The organism is Streptomyces griseoluteus (assembly GCF_004784465.1).
In the GTDB taxonomy this organism is placed as follows: Bacteria; Actinomycetota; Actinomycetes; order Streptomycetales; family Streptomycetaceae; genus Streptomyces; species Streptomyces griseoluteus.
The window spans coordinates 1,046,866-1,065,527 of record NZ_SRRU01000001.1 but is presented as its reverse complement, the minus strand read 5'-3'; the positions used below and the strand labels follow the sequence as shown (position 1 = coordinate 1,065,527).

The window sequence follows — 18,662 nt, the reverse complement described above, 5'->3', positions numbered from 1 at the left end:
CGGCCGAACACCTTCGGTCAGGACGGGTGCGGGTCCTTCCTGACCGGAAGCATCGCCTGGCGTGTCAACTTCCAGCCGTCGTCGTGTCGTTCGACATAGCCAAGCGCTCGAAGCTCGTACAGCCGGGCGACGGCCTCCTCTCGGGTGGTGCGTGCCTCGCGGGCGATCTCCTCGGGCCCGGCCGTGCGGGCGGCGGGCAGGGCGGCGAGGACGGTGGCCGCGTCGGGGTCGAGCAGGTCGCGCGGGAGTACGGGGCCGCGCCGGGGCGGGGCCAGTTCACCGATCCCGCCGACGAGTTCGACGACGTCCGCCGCGTCGGTGACGAGCACCGCCTCCCCGCGCAGCAGTTCGTGCACCCCGGTGGAGCGCCCGCTCGTCACCGGGCCGGGTACTCCCATGGTGAATCTGCCGAGCCGCTGGGCGGCTCGGGCCGTGGCCAGCGAGCCACTGCGGCAGGCGGCCTCCACGACGACCGTGCCCCGCGTGAGCGCGGCGATCACCCGGTTGCGGACGATGAAACGGCTGGGCGTCGGATGATCACCGGGCGGCAACTCCCCGATGACGAGTCCCTGTTGGGCGATCCGGTCGATCAGCGCGGCGTGCCCGCGCGGATACGCCTGGTCCACCCCCGAGGCCAGCACGGCGACGGTGGCCCCGTCGGCCGCGAGGGCACCCCGGTGAGCGGCGCCGTCGACCCCGTACGCCCCGCCGGAGACGACCACCCAGCCCCGTTCGGCCAGCCCGGCGGCGAGAGTGGCGGCCACGTGGGCGCCGTACTCGGTGCAGGCGCGGGCCCCCACGACGGCCACGGAGCGCAGCGCCCACATCCGCAGCCCTGGTCTGCCGCGCACCCACAGGCCCACCGGGCGTCCGTCGCCCAGGTCGTCGAGCTGGGCGGGCCACTCGGTGTCCCCGGGACACACGAACCGCGCCCCCGCCTCCCGCGCCGCCGCCAGATCCGCCTCCGGCTCGGCGCGCGCCGCCCGTGCCAGCAGTCCCCGCCAGCGGGTGCCGTTCACCCCCGGCAGCGGGTCGCCGCCCTCCCGCAGCCGCCGCACCACCTCGGGCACCCCGAACAGCCGCAGCCACCGTCCGCCGACGTCGTCGCCGGGTTCGATCACGCGGGTGAGGAACACCCGACCGGTCCGCTCCTCCTCCGCACGGTCCGCCGTCATGCCAGGGCTCCGATGGCCATGGGGACGCCGCGGGGGACGCCGGTGCGCAGTTGCAGGGCGAGGGCCACGTCCCCGGCGTCCGGGCGGTCGTGTCCGAGCAGGTCGGCGACGGTCCACGCGACCCGCAGCACCCGGTCGATGCCGCGTGCGGTGAGCACGCCCCGCTCCAGATTGCGCTCGGCCTCGTCCATCGCGCCCGCCACGGCGTGGAAGCGGCTGCGCAGCTCCCGGCCGGGCACCTCGCTGTTGGTGGCCCACGGGGTCCCGGCCAGCCGGGCCGCCGCCCGCTGCCGGGCCTCGCGCACCCGGTCGGCCACGGTCGCGGTGGACTCACCGCGCGCACCGGGGTCGGACAACTGGGCGCGGGTCACCGGATCGACCTCCACCCTCAGGTCCACCCGGTCCAGCAGCGGGCCGGAGAGCCGGGACTGGTAGCGCCGGATCGCCGAGGGCGGGCAGTCGCACAGGGAGTCGCGCTGGGAGAATCGCCCGCACGGGCAGGGGTTGGCCGCGAGCACCATCAGGAACCGCGCCGGGAACCGCACCACGCCCGCACTCCGCGCGATCACCACGTGCCCGGACTCCAGCGGCTGCCGCAGCGCGTCCAGCGTCTGGGTGTGGAACTCGGGCGCCTCGTCCAGGAACAGCACGCCCCGGTGGGCCAGGGAGACGGCACCGGGCCGGGCGACACCGGGGCCGCCGCCGACCAGTGACTGCATGGTGGCCGAGTGATGCGGGGCGCAGTAGGGCGCCACGTCGATGAGCGGCTTGCCCGGTGGCAGTAGCCCGGCCACCGAGTGCACGGCGGTGACCTGCAGGGAGTCCTGCCGGGTCAGCCGGGGCAGTACGGCGGGGAGCCGTTCGGCGAGCATCGTCTTGCCCGCGCCCGGCGGGCCCTCGAGGAAGAGGTGGTGACCGCCGGCCGCGGCCACTTCCACCGCCGTACGAGCCGAGGTCTGGCCCACCACGTCGGCCAGGTCGTGGCCCTGGTCGTGCTGGGCCGCCCCGGCGCTGTGCATACCGGTGGCCGAACCGGTACCCGGCATCCGGAGCCCGGCGAGGAGCGGATCGGGACGTCCGTGAGCATCCGGCTCCTCCTCGGGTACCGGTTCGTCCGCGAGGACGGCGATGAGCTGGCGCAGGCTGCGTACGCCGAGGACGGATACCCCGGGCACCAGCGCGGCCTCGGCAGCGGCGCACTCGGGCACGACGACCTGGGTGTACCCGGCGTCGGCGGCGGCCAGTACGGCGGGCAGGATGCCCCGGACCGGCCGGACCCGGCCGTCCAGCCCGAGTTCGCCGATCATGACGATGTCGGCCAGCACCCTGGGGTCGATGCGCTCGGCCGCGCCGAGCACGGCACTCGCCACGGCGAGATCGAATCCCGAGCCGGCCTTGGGCACCGAGGCGGGGCTCAGTCCCACGGTGAGTTTCTTCTGCGGCCACTCGCTGCCGGAGTTCACCACGGCGGCCCGGACCCGGTCCCGGCTCTCCGTCAGGCTCTTGTCCGGCAGCCCCACCAGGGTGAAGGCCGCCACTCCAGGCTCGAGGTCGGCCTGGACCTCGACGAGAACACCCTCGACACCGACCAGGGCCACCGAGCAGGTGCGGGCGAATCCCATTCAGGCCACCCCCCGCGCGTGCTCCACGGCGGGCGCGCCTCGCCGCGGCAGCAGCACCCCGACCAGATCGACCCGGACCTCGTCCGGCGGTGCTCCGCCGTGGGTATGCACCCATCGCTCGGCCAGGTCCAGCAGCCGTAGCGCCTTCTCGGGCGTGACGGCTGCCATCGGGTGCTGGAACTCCCCGCCGCGCCGGGTCTTCACCTCGCAGACGACCAGCGTGCCGCCGTCCCGCGCCACGATGTCGATCTCTCCCGAGCGTCCGCAGCGCCAGTTGCGCTCCAGGATGCTCATCCCGGCCTCGGTCAGCCGCCGCGCGGCCAGATCCTCGCCGTACCTGCCCAGTCCACTGCGTGCCTTGTTCATGTCGGCACCACCTCCGGCACCCACCGTGTCGGGGCACACCGAAAGAAGTGGATCTTGGTGGACGGAGCCGCGCTTGTGGATATCTCCGCCACCCGTCTGAGTGACGACCAGCGCCGGCCCTACCCGAACAAGCTCAGAGGTGCCTCAGAGCTGCCTCGGAGCGACCTCACCCGCTCGGCAACTCCAGATCGCTCTTGTTCAGCTCCTCAATGTTCACGTCCTTGAACGTCAACACCCGGACCTGCTTGACGAACCGCGCCGGGCGGTACATGTCCCACACCCAGGCATCGGCCATCGACACCTCGAAGAACACCTCGCCCTGGACCGAGTGCACCTGCATCTCGTAGTCGTTGGTGAGGTAGAAGCGCCGTTCCGTCTCGATCACGTATTTGAACAGACCGACGACGTCTCGGTACTCCCGGTAGAGCTTCAGCTCCATCTCGGTCTCGTACTTCTCGAGGTCCTCGGCGCTCATGGCAGCTTCCCCTTCAGCCGTGCGATCCCCCCATTGTGCGCCAGTCCGGCGAACCCTCAGACGATTTCCGTGTCGAGGGTCACGGGCGTGGCCGGGGGACCCTCGTCGAGCAGCGTGCGCAGCAGCCCGGCGAGCCTGGTCGGATACACCGTCTCATGCGCCCGCTCGAGTTCCCGGCACGTCCACCAGCGCGCTCCGGACACGCTGCGCCGCTCCAGCTCGGTCAGCCCGAGGGCGGCCGTCGCCGTCTGTGTCGTACGGGCCAGGTAGTACCACTCGTCCTGGTCCCAGCGGCGCCCGGCGAACGGGAAGGAGCACCGGCGGCGCCACAGCACCGGGCCCAGGTCGACCTCGGTGATGCCGGTCTCCTCGACCAGTTCACGGAGCGCGGCCTGCTCGCGGGTCTCGGCGCCCTCCACACCGCCGCCGGGGGTGAACCACCAGTCGTCGGCCGGGTCCTCCGGCTCGTGGCCGTGCAGCAGCAGGACGCGGTCGGCGGGGTCGAGCAGCACCACACGGGCGACCTTGCGCAGCCCGCCCGCATAGGTGTCCTCAGCCGGCATGGACGGGCTCCGCGCTGCTCCGGCCGCGGGAGCGGCCCACACGCGCCGCGATCGGGCCGTACGCGGCGCCGCCCAGGACCAGCACCGCACCGGCGACGATCATCACCTCGATCAGCGGCAGCGGACCCGGCTCCGACAGCGTGCCCAGCGCCTCGAACCCGGTCGGCCGGGTCAGCATGCCCCGCATCGGCCAGACCACGGAGTCGACGCGGGCGTGCACCGCACCGCGGCTCACCGTGCCCTCGGCGGCGTCGGTGAGGTGCGCGGTGGAGTCCAGCGAGCCCTGGCGCTCGTCGCCGAGCAGGAAGAGGCGGCCCTTGGGCACGGTCACCGTCGGAAAGCCCTTGACCTCGGCCGGGGCGCCCTTGGGCAGATAGGGCTCCTCGACCGGCTTGCCGTTGACGCTCAGCTTGCCGTCGGTGCAGCAGGCGACGGTGTCCCCGCCGACCGCGACCACCCGCTTGACCACGTCGGCACCGGTCACCCAGGTCTTGTCGCTGAACACCACCACGTCGCCCCGGCGCACGTCCGCGCCGTCGACCCGCTGGGCCAGCACCCGGTCACCGGCGTCGATGGTGGGGGTCATCGAGCTGGTCGGCACGGTGTAGGGCCGGTAGGTCACCGCGGCCCAGCCGAAGCCGGCCAGGAAGAGCAGCAGGCCCAGGGCCACCGCCACGCCCGACAGTTTCCCGCCGAGGCCGCCCTTGGACTCCGCGCCTTGGGCACTTGCCATGTCGTCTCCCGGTCCCCTCCGCCGGGGTCGCCCGGCCTGCCACGATCCGCCTTTGGTAGCACACCGGGCCGGAAAGCCGCGAGGGCGGTGTCCCCCGGTGACCGGTTCTTCACCGGGTCTCCGGGAAACACCGCCCTCGGCAGTGCCCATGGGTCACAGCTCAAGTGCCGCGCGAACCCACACCTCAAGTGCCCCGCGAGCTCACACCTCGCGCGCGGCCTCGGCGGCAGCGGGACGAGTGCCCTTGCGGCGACGCCACACCGCCACCGGCACCACGAGCGCGACCGCACCGGCGCCCGGCGCGTACGGCAGCGAAGCGGCGGCCGAGCTCTGCGTGTCCAGGCCCGGCTGGTCGAAGGTGTCCGGGATCGGCAGGGTGCCCCAGCGGTTGATGGGCCACGCCTTCACGATCGCGCGCCCGACGACGTCCTTGACCGGCACCATGCCGTGGTTCTCGTCGGTCTGGTTGTACCGGGAGTCCCGCGAGTTCTGGCGGTGGTCGCCCATCACCCAGATGTGACCCTCGGGCACCTTGACCTTGAACTGGCCGCCCTGGTCGTCCACGCTGCACGGCGTGTTGCCGGGGTAGACGTACGGCTCGTCGAGCGCCTTGCCGTTGACCTTCAGCGGGGCGCTGCCCTCGCACTCGACCGTGTCGCCGCCGACACCGATCACACGCTTGATGAGGTCCTTCTCCTCGGCGGACGGCATCAGGCCGATCCAGCTCAGCGCCTTCTGCACCGCGTTCTGCTCCGGCGTCGGCTCGCCCGCCAGCCACTGGCCCGGGTCGTGGAAGACGACGACCTCGCCGCGCTCGGGCTCGGAGCCGAACCAGGGGGTGAGCTTGTCCACCAGGACGCGGTCACCCTGCTGGAGGGTGTTCTGCATCGAGTCGGACGGGATGGAGAACGCCTGCACCAGGAACGTCTTGATCAGCAGGGCCAGCACCAGCGCGATGCCGACGAGGATCGGCAGTTCCTTCCAGAACGAGCGCTGCTTCTCCGGCCGGCGCGCGGCACCGCCGCCGCCACCGCCCTCGTCGGTATGCGGGGGCCGGCCGGGCGGGGTGCCGTCACCGGCCGCCGCGAAGCCGTTCCCGGAGTTCCCGGCGCCGTCCCGGGCCGAGGCGTCGGACCCCACGGGGTGCCCGCGGTGCTCCTCGCCGTCGTGCCCCGACCGTGCGCCAACCGCCACATCCCCCACGCCAACTCCTTACTCTGTGCCGCCGCCTGCCCCATGCACGGTGCAGGCCCACCACTCCCATAACGAGCGGGAGTTCCGCAGGGGTCGGGAGCTGGGTCAGTCCGTTCGGATCGTAGGGGGCAACCCTATGCGACGGGGCACGGGCCGCACTCGCCCCGGAGGCCGCGTCGGTGACGCTTGCGAAGGTTTTAGGTTCGTCCAGGCGCGTCCAGTGGGCGAAGGGCCAGCCGATGAACATCGCCCGGCCGACGACCGACTCCTCGGAGACGGTCCCGCCGTACGGGAGGTTCTGGTGATAGCGGGAGTCGGCGGAGTTGCCCCGGTGGTCGCCCATCACCCACAGGCGGCCCTTGGGCACCGTGATGTCGAAGGTGGTCGCGGAGGGGGCGTTGCCGGGATAGATGTACGCGCCCTCGGTGAGCGGGGCGCCGTTGACCGTGACCCGCCCCTCGGCGTCGCAGCACTTCACGTGGTCGCCGCCCACCCCGATGACCCGCTTGATCAGGTCCTTCTCGTTGTCCGAGGGGAGCAGGCCGATGAAGGTCAGCCCCTCCTTCACCTGCTTGACCACGACCGGGTCGTTCTTCTTCGGCGCTTCCTCGCCGGTCAGCCAGCCGCCCGGATCGTGGAACACCACCACGTCACCGCGCTCCGGCCGGGAGCCGAACCAGGGGGTGAACTTGTCGACCAGCACCCGGTCCCCGATCCGGATCGTCTGCTCCATCGAGCCGGAGGGAATCACGAACGCCTGCACCAGGAAGGTCTTCAGCACCAGCGCGATCAGCACCGCGACCCCGAGCAGCAGCGGGATCTCCCGCACCGCCGACCGTCTGCGTTTGCGCTTCACCTTGCGCTGAAGCTTGCGCCGCTCGGCCCGCGAACGGCCGGCGCTCGGCCGGGAGGTCCGGCGGGCACCGGTGGGCAGCGGATTGTCGGCGGCCGCGCCGGACACCCCGCGCGGCCTTGCCCGGTTACCCATGCGCGGCCTCCGCGGCAGGTACGTGCGCGTAGGCGCCGGGGCGCTCGATGCGCGTCCAGTGGCCGTACGGCCAGACGATCCAGTCGGCGCGCCCCACCACGTCCTCCACCGGGACCATGCCGCCGCCGGGCGAGCCGAGGTGGTCGCGGGAGTCGCTGGAGCGGGCACGGTGGTCGCCGAGCAGGAAGAGGCGGCCGTCGGGCACCACCACGTCGAAGGGCACGTCGGACGCGCTGTTCCCCGGATAGAGGAACCCCGTCTCGTCGACCGGGTGGCCGTTCACCTCGATCCTCCCCTCCCTGTCGCAGCAGACCACATGGTCGCCTCCCACCCCTACAACGCGCTTGATGTAGTCGGCGTGCCCGAAGTAGCCGGTCCCGTCGAACACCACCACGTCACCACGGCTCGGACGGGCACCGAAACGGTACGCCAACTTGTTTACGAGGACGCGGTCCCCGACCCTCAATCCGCGCTCCATGGAACCGCTCGGAATCTCGAACGGCCGCACCACGAACGTGCTCAGGAGCAGCAGGAAGGCGAGGCAGGTGAGGAGCGCCAGGGTGAACCGGCCGCCCGGCACCCGCTCGGCGAGCGGGGCCAACGCGAAACGCGACCGGCCCCGCGTACCCGGTGTACCGGGTGGGCGGGAACGGTCGCGTTCGGCGGGCTGTGCTTCGGTGTCCATCGGGGCCAGATGCTATCCGGCCCCGTCAGGGCTCCGGGCAGGCGCTCAGTTGTCGCGCTTCTCCTTGATCTTCGCGGCCTTGCCGCGCAGCTCACGGAGGTAGTACAGCTTGGCGCGGCGCACGTCACCGCGGGTGACGAGCTCGATCTTCTCGACGATCGGGGTGTGCACCGGGAAGGTACGCTCCACGCCGACGGAGAAGGAGACCTTGCGGACCGTGAAGGTCTCGCGGACGCCCGAACCCTGGCGGCGGATCACGACGCCCTTGAACTGCTGCACACGCGAGCGGTTGCCCTCGATGACGCGGACGTGCACGTTGACGGTGTCACCCGGGCGGAAGGCCGGGACGTCGTCGCGCAGCGACGCGGAGTCGACGGTGTCGAGCAGGTGAGACATTTCGTCTGCTTTCTTCGCTGATGCCACAGGTCATCAACGGAACTAGATGTTCGAAGAGGTCTGCCGTGCGGGTCGGAACGGGCGTCGTGTCCCCCTGTGGCAGGGGCGCACGCCGGACGGACGCACAACAGCGGCCTATTGTTCCACGCCGTCGCTCCTGCGCCAAAATCGCCCGGACGAGTGGCCCTCCAGGTCCGGGGACCAGCCCAGGATGGAGAGCATCTCCCGGTCCTTCTTGTCGAGCGTCGCGGGGTCGCAGCGCTCGATCAGGTCGGGCCGGTTGGCGGTGGTGCGGCGCATCGCCTCGTCCCGCCGCCAGCGCGCGATCTTGCCGTGGTGCCCGCTGAGCAGCACGTCCGGGATGCCATGGCCCCGCCACTCGGGCGGCTTGGTGTAGACCGGCCCCTCCAGGAGGTTGGCCATCGCGCCGGGGGCGAAGGAGTCGTCCCGGTGCGACTCGGCGTTGCCGAGCACGCCGGGCAGCAGCCGGGCCACGGCCTCGGTGACGACCAGGACGGCCGCCTCACCGCCCGCGAGGACGTAGTCCCCGATGGACACCTCGTAGACCGGCATCCGGGTCGCGTACTCGTCCATGACCCGACGGTCGATGCCCTCGTAGCGGGCCGGCGTGAAGACCAGCCAGGGCCGTTCCGACAGCTCGACGGCGAGTTCCTGGGTGAAGGGGCGGCCGCTCGGGGTCGGCACGATCAGGGCGGGGCTGTGCGCGCCCGACTCGTAGCCGTCGGCCAGCACGGTGTCCAGGGCGTCGCCCCAGGGCTCGGTCTTCATGACCATGCCGGGACCGCCGCCGTACGGAGTGTCGTCAACCGTGTTGTGCCGGTCGTAGGTCCAGGAGCGCAGGTCGTGGACGTTCACGTCGAGCCGGCCGCGCGCGCGGGCCTTGCCGACGAGGGAGACGTTCAGCGGTTCCAGGTACTCCGGGAAGATCGTGACGACGTCGAGCCTCATGCGTCCTCGTCCTCGTCGCGCGTGGCAGCCTCCGCAGCCTCGTCCCGCGCGGAAGCGATCTCGGCCCGGTCGTCGATCAGGCCGGGCGGCGGGGTGATGACCGCCCGCTGCTCCTCCAGATCGATCTCGCTGACGATCTCCTCCACGAAGGGGATCAGCACCTCGCTGCCGTCCGGCCGCTCCACGATGAAGAGGTCCTGGGAGGGCAGATGGGAGATCTCGGTGATCCGGCCCACCTCCGTGCCGTCCTCGGTGACCACGTCGAGGTCGATGAGCTGATGGTCGTAGTACTCGTCCTCGTCCTCCGGCATCTCCTCCGGATCGACGTCGGCGATCAGCAGCGTGTTGCGCAGCGCCTCCGCGCCGGTGCGGTCGCCGACGCCCTCGAAGCGCAGGAGGAGACGGCCGCTGTGCACGCGGCCGGTGGCGATGGTGAGCGGCCCGACGGACGCCGGGTCGGTGGCCAGGACGGCGCCCGGTGCGAGCCGCGACTCCGGCTCGTCGGTCCGCACCTCGACGGTGACCTCACCCTTGATGCCATGAGCACGGCCGATCCGTGCGACTACCAACTGCACGAGTACAGATCTCCTGTCATACGACTGCGGGCCGGGGACGGCCCAGTGGCCCTCCCCGGCCCGAGCCGGTTGCTATGAAGCGTCAGCGGACGTGGTCCACGTCGACGAGGTCGACACGGACACCGCGGCCGCCGATGGCGCCCACGACGGTACGCAGAGCGCGCGCGGTGCGGCCGTTGCGGCCGATCACCTTACCGAGGTCGTCGGGGTGCACCCGGACCTCCAGCACGCGCCCGCGGCGCAGGTCGCGCGAGGCGACCTGCACATCGTCGGGGTTGTCGACGATGCCCTTCACGAGGTGCTCAAGCGCCTCTTCGAGCATGCTGCTCAGGCCTCGGTCGACTCGGCGGACTCAGCGGCCGCCTCGTCCTTCTTCTCAGCCTTCTTCTTCTGGGTGATGGCCTCACCCTTGCTGTCGTCGTCGGAGCCGAGGCCCTCGAACGACGGACGCTCGGCCTTCGGCGCGGCGACGAGGAGCGGCGCGGGGGCCGGCTCGCCCTTGAACTTCTGCCAGTCGCCGGTCTTCTTCAGAATGGCGAGCACCGGCTCGGTCGGCTGCGCACCGACACCCAGCCAGTAGGCGACGCGATCGGCGTCCACCTCCATGACCGACGGGTTGTAGGTCGGGTGGTACTTGCCGATCTCCTCGATGGCCCGGCCGTCACGGCGGGTACGGGAGTCGGCGACGACGATGCGGTAGTGAGGCGAACGGATCTTGCCCAGACGCTTCAGCTTGATCTTGACTGCCACGGGAGTGAGTTCTCCTGGAATTGACGTGTTGGGCACGGCGGAGTTGCCGCGTGGGGTTGCGGTACCCGAGTGCCCGATGGACGCGTCAGCCGGAGGAGAGAGGGGTCCTGTGCGACTGTCGAGTACAGCTAGACATTGTGCCACACCCGGCGGGGCGCCGAGGGACACGGCCAGCAATCGCGGGCATGCCTGTGAGGCGCTCGGCGCCGCGCCCGCGCCCGCCCGCCGGGCGGAGGGAAGCTGACCGTACGGCTGCCACGAGCAGCCGTCTTGTCAGCTCGCCGCTGCCACCGCCTCCGGGATGCGGAACGGTTTGCCGCAGCCGCCGCACATGATCGGCGCCTGCGCCAGGACCGAGGGGACCACACGGACGTTGCGCCCGCAGTCGCAGACCGCCTTGACCCGGACCCCACCCCCGGAGGAGCCGTGCCGGGCGGCCGGGCCCCTGAAGGTGCGCGAGGTGTCGGCGGAGGTGGCCACCGTGTGCGCCTTCAGCGCCCGCTGCAGCCGGTCGATGGTCGGACGGTAACGCCGCTTGGCCTCGGGGTTGAGCGTGACCAGCGAGAAACCGCTGCTGGGATGCGGCTCCTCGGGGTGGTCCAGGCCCAGCTCCTCGGCGACGGCGAGGAAACGGCGGTTGTGGTAGCGGCCGGCGCGCGAGGTGTCACGCACCCCGCGGGAGGCGGCGATGCCGTGCACCGCCTCGTGCAGCAGCCGCTCGAAGGAGAGTTCGTGCCCGCACGCGGACGACGACTCCCCGATCAGTGATTCCGGTGCGGCGAGGTCGGGCAGCTCGGGGTGGTACCGCTGAATGTCGGCCCACGCCTGTGCCAGCTCCGCGGCGAGAACAGGTGGTGTCTGTGTCGTGCTCACGTAATGACAACGAGCGGGGGTGCCGCTGTGTTCCTATTCCGGGGCATCTCAAATAATTTGCACCTACCCGTCAGTTGTCGCCGATGCGTCCTGACGAGGGCGGGTCCGCCGTTTCACGGAGAAGCCTCGCAGCTCCCCACAAGCCGGTGCGTAGCCAGACGTACGGCCACCGGCGTCCGCGGGGCTACTGCCACCACCGGAATCCGCACGTTACCGGGTGCCCCCGAGCGCCGCCGAACCCGGTGGTGCGCGGCAGCGTTGCGGGGGCGTGAATTCGAGCCACACGCGCCATCCGGCGGCAAGCCGGGCCCCACGACCACTGGACGACACGGCGAGCCGGGAGTTACCTGGCATACGTGGAAAGTGCGCACGCACGGCACACGGGGGGCCACACACCGGGCACAGCGACGGACAGCCGGCGGATTGGGGCGCTACCTATGACACCTACGCTCGTGCGGGAGCACCTGGCCCACGCGGGTTCCGCACCACCCCGCGTGAACCCCCGCAAACGCGCGCGCGACTGGTCGGAGATCCAGGAGCGGATGCTTCTGCCGCTCCACGAGACCGTCCACGAGCGCCTCGAAGTGGGACCGGGCACCCGCCTGCTGGGCCTTTCCTGCGGCTCCGGGCTCGCCCTGCTGCTGGCGGCCGCCAAGGGCGCGGCCGTCACCGGCGTCGACTCCCGCACCGAACACCTCGCCCTCGCCCGCGAACGCCTGGACCCGGACGGCCCCCTGGACGCCCGGCTCGTACAGGCGGACTCCCCCGCGGACGCGGCCGACGACGACACACCCCCGTACACCCTCGTGACCGCCTACGAGACGGTCGGCGCCCTCGACGACTCCGCCGGCCTCGATGACACCCTCGCCGCCGCGCTGCCGCTGGCCGCACGCGGGGCCGCCGTGGTGCTGGCCGGCTGGGGCCCGCCCGAGCGGTGCGCCACCTCCACCGTTCTGCGGGTCGCCGCCAAGCTGGCCGAACCGCTGCGCGGCGCCCGCACCTGGCGCCCGGCCCGCCGGGACGACCTGGAGGAGGTCGCTCTGCGCGCGGGACTGAGGCCGGACGGCTCCGGCCGGGTGGCCTGCCCGTTCGGGTACGCCGACACCGACAGCGCGGTACGCGGGCTGGTGTCGACCGGACTGTTCGACGCGGCCGTCGCGGCGACGGACCGCAAGCAGGTCGGCAAGGAGCTGACCGAGTCCCTGCACCCCTACCGGCGCCCGGACGGGACGGTCTGGATGCCGAACGTCTTCCGCTACCTGATCGCCCGCGTGCCCTGACGGGGCGCACCCTGATGCGCGAAGGGCGCCCCCTCACGAAGAAGGGGCGCCCTCGGCACGTGCGGGACCGGTGTCAGCCCATGAACTTCTTGAACTCGTCGGGGAGTTCGAAGTCCTGGCCGCCCTGCTGGGGCAGACCGAGCGCGTGGCCGCCCTGCGCGGCGGCCTCGCGGCGCTGGGCCTCCTCCAGCTCCTGCTGCTCGCGCTTCATCGGGTTGCCCGACCGCTGCTTGCCCTTGGCCTTCTTGGGCTGCTTCTTGGTGCGGCCGGGGCCGCCGCCCATGCCCGGCATCCCCGGCATGCCCGGCATCCCGCCGCCCTGGGCCATGCGGGACATCATCTTGCGCGCCTCGAAGAAACGCTCCACCAGGCCCTTCACCGCGCTGACCTCGACACCGGAACCCTTGGCGATACGGGCGCGGCGGGAGCCGTTGATGATGGTCGGGTCGGTGCGCTCGGCCGGGGTCATCGACTTGATGATGGCGGCCGTGCGGTCCACGTCCCGCTCGTCGATGTTGTTGATCTGCTCCTTGATCTGGCCCATGCCCGGGAGCATGCCGAGCAGCTTGCTGATGCTGCCCATCTTCCTGACCTGCTCCATCTGGGACAGGAAGTCGTCCAGGGTGAAGTCCTGGCCCTTCTTCGACGCCAGCTTCGAGGCCATCTTCTCGGCCTCTTCCTGACTGAACGTCTTCTCCGCCTGCTCGATCAGGGTGAGCAGGTCACCCATGTCGAGGATGCGGGAGGCCATCCGGTCGGGGTGGAACGCGTCGAACTCGTCCAGCTTCTCGCCGTTGGACGCGAACATGATCGGCTTGCCGGTGATCTGCCGGATCGACAGGGCGGCACCACCGCGGGCGTCACCGTCGAGCTTGGAGAGCACCACGCCGTCGAAGCCGACGCCGTCGCGGAACGCCTCGGCGGTGTTGACCGCGTCCTGGCCGATCATGGCGTCGACGACGAAGAGGATCTCGTCCGGGGAGACCGCGTCGCGGATGTCCGCAGCCTGCTGCATCATCTCCTGGTCGATGCCCAGGCGGCCGGCGGTGTCCACGATCACGATGTCGTGGACCTTGGCCTTGGCGAACTCGATGGAGTCCTTGGCGACCTTGACCGGGTCGCCGACGCCGTTGCCCGGCTCGGGGGCGTACACCGCGACACCGGCGCGCTCGGCGACGACGCTCAGCTGGTTGACGGCGTTGGGGCGCTGGAGGTCGCAGGCGACAAGCAGCGGCGAGTGGCCCTGCTCCTTCAGCCAGCGGCCGAGCTTGCCCGCGAGCGTGGTCTTACCGGCACCCTGGAGACCGGCCAGCATGATCACGGTCGGCGGCTGCTTGGCGAAGCGCAGACGGCGGGTCTCACCGCCCAGGATGGTGACCAGCTCGTCGTTGACGATCTTGAGCACCTGCTGGGCGGGGTTGAGGGCCCGCGAGACCTCGGCGCCGAGCGCGCGCTCCTTGACGTTCTTGATGAACGACCGGACGACAGGGAGCGCCACGTCCGCTTCGAGGAGGGCGATGCGGATCTCACGCGCCGTGGCGTCGACGTCCGCCTCGGTCAGCAGACCCTTGCCCCGGAGAGACTTGAAAGTCGCTGACAGGCGGTCGGAGAGAGTATCGAACACGGCGGCGTCGGTCCTCGAGGTCGGAGTCGTTTTGGGCTGCCCTCCAGGGTATCCGGCCGCGCAAGCGATTCGTCCCCGCCCGTCGCACTCGGCGGGCGGGGAGTACCGGCACCTGTCTCAGGCCCGCAGCGCCTCCTCCAGCACGCGGGCGGTCGCCGCCGCGTCCTCCGGGGGCAGAGGCGCCCCTGTGCCGCTGGTGACGTAGAAGGCGTCGACGGCGTTGGCGCCAAGCGTGCTGGCGTGCATGCTGCGGACCCGGACCGCCGCCTTCTCCAGGGCCGTGCCGATGCGGAAGAGGAGGCCGGGGGCGTCCTGGGCGCGGACCTCGATGACCGTGGCGTGGCGGGAGGCGGCGGGGGCGACGGTGACGCGCGGGGGCGGGGCGGCGCGGCCTCGGCGGCGGGGGTAGGCGGCGTCCCGTTCGGCGAGGCGGCTCGTGATGTCCAGGGAGCCGTCGAGGGCGCGGACGAGGTCGGCGCGGAGCCGGCTGGCCTGTGGGAGCGAGCCGTACTCGGCGGCGACCCGCCAGTCGAGCAGCAGGACGGAGCCGTCGTCGTCGACATCGTCGGGCAGCCGCAGCGTGCGCAGCCCGCCCGTGCGGACGGTGAGCCGGTGCAGGGCGAGGACCCCGGCGAGGGCGGGCAGCACGCCGGGCTGGTCGGGTACGGCGATGACCAGCTCGACGCCGAGCGGTTCGCCCGTCTCCGCGGACTCCTCCGGCGGGCCGGGTTCGGCCTGGGCGCGCAGGGCGAGGACCGGCCCGCCGGTGCGGTGGGCCTCGATGGCGAGGCGTTCCTGTTCGGCGGTGGGCGCGACGGGTTCGGGTTCGCTGCCGGGGTGGTCGCCGGCGAGTACGGCGGAGACGCGGCGGACGAGGTCGCTGACGAGGGAGCCGCGCCAGGTGGACCAGGCGGCGGGGCCTGTGGCGAGGGCGTCGGCCTCGGTGAGGGCGTGCAGGAGTTCCAGGGTGCTCTCGCTGCCGACGGCGTCGGCGACGGCGCGGACGGTGGCGGGGTCGTCGAGGTCTCGGCGGGTGGCGGTCTCGACGAGCAGCAGGTGGTGCCGGACGAGGGTGGCGAGGACGCTGACCTCGGCGCGGTCGAAGCCGAGCCGGGCTGCGACGTCCTTGGCGATGATCTCGCCGGCCACGGAGTGGTCGCCGGGCCAGCCCTTGCCGATGTCGTGCAGCAGGGCGGCGACGAGGAGCAGGTCGGGGCGGCTGACGCGGCGGGTGAGGGCGGAGGCGCGGACGGCGGTCTCGATGAGGTGCCGGTCGACGGTCCAGAGGTGGACGGCGTTGCGCTGGGGGCGGCAGCGGACGCGTTCCCAGTCCGGGAGCAGCCGGCTGATCAGGCCCTCGGCCTCCAGGGCTTCCCATACGTCGACGGTGGGGCGTCCGGAGCCGAGCAGGGTGATGAGCTGTTCGCGGGCCTCGGCGGGCCAGGGGGTGGGGAGGGGGCGCGCGGTGGCGGCCATGCGCCGTACGGCGTGGGGGGAGAGCGGGAGCGCGGCCTGTGCGGCGGCGGCCGCGGCGCGCAGGGGCAGTACCGGGTCGCGTTCGGGGCGTGCGGTGCGGGCGAGGACGGCCTCGCCGTCCTGCTCGACGACGCCTTCGGCGAGGGGTGAGCGTTCGGCGACGGCTTTGCCGCCGCCGATCGCCCTCCCGTCGCCCGCCACCGCCCTTCTGAGGAAGTCGCTCCGCTCCCTTGCCAGTTGGCGCAGCCGGGGGCGTACGGCACGGGCGCGCAGGACGCGGCTGACCTCGCGCCAGGTGACGTCACCGGCGTACGAGATCACGCGGGCGGCCTCGTAGACCTGGCGGAGCAGGGTGTCGGCGTCCAGGAGGCCGAGTTCGGCGGCGACCTGGTCCTGTTCCTGCAGGGCGAGGCGGTCGGTGGCGCGGCCGGTGACGAGGTGGAGGGCGTCGCGGGCGTCGAGGAGGCGGCGGCGGGCGTCGGCGAGGCCCTCGCGGGGTGCGTCGGCGAGCCAGGAGGCGGCGACGGCCCGCAGGGCGGTGGCGTCGCGGAGTCCGCCGCGGGCTTCCTTGAGGTCGGGTTCGAGGAGGAAGCGGAGTTCGCCGTGGCGTTCGGCGCGTTCGGCGCAGAGTTCCTGCAGTTCGGGGAGGCGTTTGGGCGCCTGGTTGCGCCAGTCGGCGAGGATCGCGGTGCGCAGTCCGGCGGTGAGGCCGAGGTCGCCGGTGAGGTGGCGGGCGTCGAGGAGGCCGAGCTGGACCTTGAGGTCCTCACCGGCGGTCTTCCGGGCCTCGGCTGGGGTGCGGACGGAGTGGTCGAGGCTGATGCCGAGGTCCCAGACGGGGTACCAGAGCCGGTCGGCGAGGGCGGCGACCGCGGCGGGGTCGCTGCCGTCGTGCAGGAGCAGCAGGTCGAGGTCGCTGCGGGGGGAGAGTTCACCGCGTCCGTAGCCGCCGACGGCGACGAGGGAGATGCCCTTGGCGGTGGGGGCGGCGGCGGTGAAGAGGCCGGTCAGCCAGTCGTCGGTGATTCCGGCGAGGGCGGTACGGCGCGGCGGCCCGGACCGCGCCCCCTCGTTGAGGAGGTGCAGCCGGGCCGCCGCGTAGCCGCTGGGTCCCGTGTCGTCGGTCTTGTGGTCGTCCGTGCGCGTCACCCAGCGACTCCTGTCTTTCCTCGTGTCAGAGCGCGTCCGGGCCGCGCTCGCCGGTGCGGACGCGGACGGCGGTCTCGACGGGCAGCGACCAGACCTTGCCGTCCCCGATCTTGCCGGTGCGGGCGGCCTTGACGAGGACATCGATCAGCTGTTCGGCGTCCTCGTCCTCGGCCAGTACCTCGATGCGGATCTTGGGGACGAGGTCGACGGTGTATTCGGCGCCCCGGTAGACCTCGGTGTGCCCGCGCTGGCGGCCGTAGCCGCTGGCCTCGGTGACGGTGAGTCCGTGGACACCGAACGCCTGGAGGGCTTCCTTGATCTCGTCGAGCCGGTGCGGCTTGACGACCGCCGTGATGAGCCTCATGCGTCCACCTTCTTGTTCTTCGCGGCGGCGAGCGCCTGGGCCGTGGAGCCGCCGACGACTCCGCCGCCGGTGCCGCTGAAGTCGTACGCGGTCTCGGCGTGCTGGGACTGGTCGATGCCGGAGACCTCCTCGTCCTCGGGGACCCGCATGCCGAGGGTCTTGTCGAGGAGGAAGGCGAGAACGGCGGAGGCCAGCAGGGAGTAGGCGAGGACGGCGAAGACGCCGGCGCACTGCTTCCAGAGCTGGTCGAAGGAGTGGTCGCCGTAGAAGACGCCGGCCGCGTCGGACTGGCCCTTGCCGGTGGCGAAGAAGCCGATGAGCAGGGAGCCGACGATGCCGCCGACCATGTGGACGCCGACGACGTCGAGGGAGTCGTCGTAGCCGAACCTGAACTTCAGCCCGACGGCGGCGGCGCAGGCGACTCCGGCGATGACGCCGACGGCGATCGCGCCGAGCGGGGAGACGGCACCGCCGGACGGGGTGATGGCGACGAGTCCGGCGACGGCGCCGGAGGCGGCGCCGAGCGTGGTGCAGGCGCCGTGCCGGATCTTCTCGTAGGCGAGCCAGGCCAGCATGGCGGCGGCGGTGGCGACCTGGGTGTTGACGAACATCAGGGCGCCCACGCCGTCGTCGTTGCCCAGCCAGGAGCCGGCGTTGAAGCCGAACCAGCCGAACCACAGCAGTCCGGCGCCGAGCATGACCAGGGGCAGGCTGTGCGGGCGCATCGGGTCCTTCTTGAAGCCGACGCGCTTGCCGATGACCAGGATGACGCCGAGGGCGGCGGCACCGGCGTTGATGTGGACGGCGGTGCCGCCCGCGAAGTCGATCACGCCGAGCTTGAAGGCCCAGCCGTCGGAGGCCCAGACCCAGTGGGCGACCGGGATGTAGACGACCGTGGCCCACAGGGCGACGAAGAGGGCCCAGGCCGAGAACTTGACCCGGTCGGCGAGGGCTCCGCTGATCAGGGCGGGGGTGATGATGGCGAACATCATCTGGAAGACCATGAAGACGAACACCGGGATGGTGTAGCCCGGCCAGAGTTCCGTCAGCCCGACATTGCTCAGTCCGAGCCAGTCGGCGTTCCACCCGATGAAGGCGGAGCCGGAGCCGAAGGCCAGGGAGAAGCCGTAGAGCACCCAGAGGAGCGTGATGATGCCGATGCTGATGAAGCTCATCATCAGCATGTTGAGGGTGCTCTTGACGCGGACCATGCCTCCGTAGAAGAAGGCCAAGCCCGGTGTCATGAGCAGCACCAGGGCGGAACAGATCAGCATGAAGCCTGTGTTCGCGGAGGACAGTTCGGGTGCCTCCGCGGCAAGCGTGATGGCTGCTGCCATCGGCGTCTCCTCATCGGTTGTACGGCCCCGTGCGGGCGGTGCCTGAGCGGTCCGGTCAAGTGAGGGGT

The 18,662-nt window shown here is 71.8% G+C and carries 20 protein-coding genes; 1 reads left to right on the top strand and 19 read right to left on the bottom strand.

What is annotated here, in order from left to right; translation table 11 throughout:
- Positions 1 to 17 precede the first annotated feature (17 nt).
- The 15 genes from dprA to E5082_RS04865 all read right to left on the bottom strand — a co-directional run bounded on the left by dprA (position 18) and on the right by E5082_RS04865 (position 11,364).
- Positions 18 to 1,175, bottom strand: a complete 1,158-nt coding sequence (gene dprA, locus E5082_RS04935) for a DNA-processing protein DprA (RefSeq protein ID WP_135790004.1) — start codon at positions 1,173 to 1,175, stop codon at positions 18 to 20.
- Positions 1,172 to 2,797 (bottom strand): YifB family Mg chelatase-like AAA ATPase, encoded by a 1,626-nt coding sequence (locus E5082_RS04930; RefSeq protein WP_135790003.1) that lies wholly within the window; start codon positions 2,795 to 2,797, stop codon positions 1,172 to 1,174. Before E5082_RS04930 ends, dprA begins: the two co-directional genes overlap by 4 nt.
- Positions 2,798 to 3,163: a YraN family protein gene (locus E5082_RS04925; protein WP_135790002.1), complete on the bottom strand. Its 366-nt coding sequence runs from the start codon at positions 3,161 to 3,163 to the stop codon at positions 2,798 to 2,800.
- Between the two features lie 166 nt (positions 3,164 to 3,329).
- Positions 3,330 to 3,638, bottom strand: coding sequence for a DUF2469 domain-containing protein (locus E5082_RS04920; protein ID WP_003993268.1), 309 nt, complete (start codon positions 3,636 to 3,638; stop codon positions 3,330 to 3,332).
- Positions 3,639 to 3,694: 56 nt separating this feature from the next.
- Complete coding sequence (locus tag E5082_RS04915) at positions 3,695 to 4,201, bottom strand: NUDIX hydrolase (protein WP_135790001.1); 507 nt, start codon at positions 4,199 to 4,201, stop codon at positions 3,695 to 3,697.
- Entirely contained in the window at positions 4,191 to 4,934 is a 744-nt protein-coding gene (gene lepB, locus E5082_RS04910; protein WP_135790000.1) for a signal peptidase I, read from the bottom strand. The genes E5082_RS04915 and lepB (E5082_RS04910) overlap by 11 nt, the downstream gene beginning before the upstream one ends.
- 201 nt (positions 4,935 to 5,135) lie before the next feature.
- Positions 5,136 to 6,074, bottom strand: coding sequence for a signal peptidase I (gene lepB, locus E5082_RS04905; RefSeq protein WP_135789999.1), 939 nt, complete (start codon positions 6,072 to 6,074; stop codon positions 5,136 to 5,138).
- Positions 6,007 to 7,116 (bottom strand): signal peptidase I, encoded by a 1,110-nt coding sequence (gene lepB, locus E5082_RS04900; RefSeq protein WP_135789998.1) that lies wholly within the window; start codon positions 7,114 to 7,116, stop codon positions 6,007 to 6,009. The genes lepB (E5082_RS04905) and lepB (E5082_RS04900) overlap by 68 nt, the downstream gene beginning before the upstream one ends.
- A complete protein-coding gene (lepB, locus tag E5082_RS04895; protein WP_135789997.1) occupies positions 7,109 to 7,801 on the bottom strand; it encodes a signal peptidase I in 693 nt (230 codons plus the stop codon). Before lepB (E5082_RS04895) ends, lepB (E5082_RS04900) begins: the two co-directional genes overlap by 8 nt.
- 45 nt (positions 7,802 to 7,846) lie before the next feature.
- Positions 7,847 to 8,197 (bottom strand): 50S ribosomal protein L19, encoded by a 351-nt coding sequence (gene rplS, locus E5082_RS04890; protein ID WP_135789996.1) that lies wholly within the window; start codon positions 8,195 to 8,197, stop codon positions 7,847 to 7,849.
- Positions 8,198 to 8,332: 135 nt separating this feature from the next.
- Positions 8,333 to 9,166 (bottom strand): tRNA (guanosine(37)-N1)-methyltransferase TrmD, encoded by an 834-nt coding sequence (gene trmD / locus E5082_RS04885; RefSeq protein WP_135789995.1) that lies wholly within the window; start codon positions 9,164 to 9,166, stop codon positions 8,333 to 8,335.
- Positions 9,163 to 9,741, bottom strand: a complete 579-nt coding sequence (gene rimM, locus E5082_RS04880) for a ribosome maturation factor RimM (protein WP_135789994.1) — start codon at positions 9,739 to 9,741, stop codon at positions 9,163 to 9,165. Before rimM ends, trmD begins: the two co-directional genes overlap by 4 nt.
- A gap of 82 nt (positions 9,742 to 9,823) precedes the next feature.
- On the bottom strand, positions 9,824 to 10,063 hold the full coding sequence (locus E5082_RS04875; protein WP_005479813.1) for an RNA-binding protein: 240 nt from the start codon (positions 10,061 to 10,063) through the stop codon (positions 9,824 to 9,826).
- A 5-nt stretch (positions 10,064 to 10,068) separates the two neighbouring features.
- A complete protein-coding gene (gene rpsP, locus E5082_RS04870; RefSeq protein ID WP_135789993.1) occupies positions 10,069 to 10,491 on the bottom strand; it encodes a 30S ribosomal protein S16 in 423 nt (140 codons plus the stop codon).
- 273 nt (positions 10,492 to 10,764) lie between these two features.
- Positions 10,765 to 11,364, bottom strand: coding sequence for a hypothetical protein (locus E5082_RS04865; protein WP_030808564.1), 600 nt, complete (start codon positions 11,362 to 11,364; stop codon positions 10,765 to 10,767).
- Between the two features lie 437 nt (positions 11,365 to 11,801).
- Between E5082_RS04865 and E5082_RS04860 the strand changes: the two genes are divergently transcribed.
- Positions 11,802 to 12,644 (top strand): methyltransferase domain-containing protein, encoded by an 843-nt coding sequence (locus E5082_RS04860; RefSeq protein WP_190045373.1) that lies wholly within the window; start codon positions 11,802 to 11,804, stop codon positions 12,642 to 12,644.
- 73 nt (positions 12,645 to 12,717) lie between these two features.
- Here the strand turns inward: E5082_RS04860 and ffh are convergent, their stop codons facing one another.
- From ffh to E5082_RS04840, 4 genes are all read right to left on the bottom strand, one after another.
- Positions 12,718 to 14,268, bottom strand: coding sequence for a signal recognition particle protein (gene ffh / locus E5082_RS04855; protein WP_135789992.1), 1,551 nt, complete (start codon positions 14,266 to 14,268; stop codon positions 12,718 to 12,720).
- A gap of 117 nt (positions 14,269 to 14,385) precedes the next feature.
- Positions 14,386 to 16,893, bottom strand: a complete 2,508-nt coding sequence (locus tag E5082_RS04850; RefSeq protein ID WP_135789991.1) for a [protein-PII] uridylyltransferase — start codon at positions 16,891 to 16,893, stop codon at positions 14,386 to 14,388.
- Positions 16,894 to 16,918: 25 nt separating this feature from the next.
- Entirely contained in the window at positions 16,919 to 17,257 is a 339-nt protein-coding gene (locus E5082_RS04845; RefSeq protein WP_086694274.1) for a P-II family nitrogen regulator, read from the bottom strand.
- Positions 17,254 to 18,594, bottom strand: coding sequence for an ammonium transporter (locus E5082_RS04840; protein ID WP_135789990.1), 1,341 nt, complete (start codon positions 18,592 to 18,594; stop codon positions 17,254 to 17,256). The genes E5082_RS04845 and E5082_RS04840 overlap by 4 nt, the downstream gene beginning before the upstream one ends.
- Between the last annotated feature and the right edge of the window lie 68 nt (positions 18,595 to 18,662).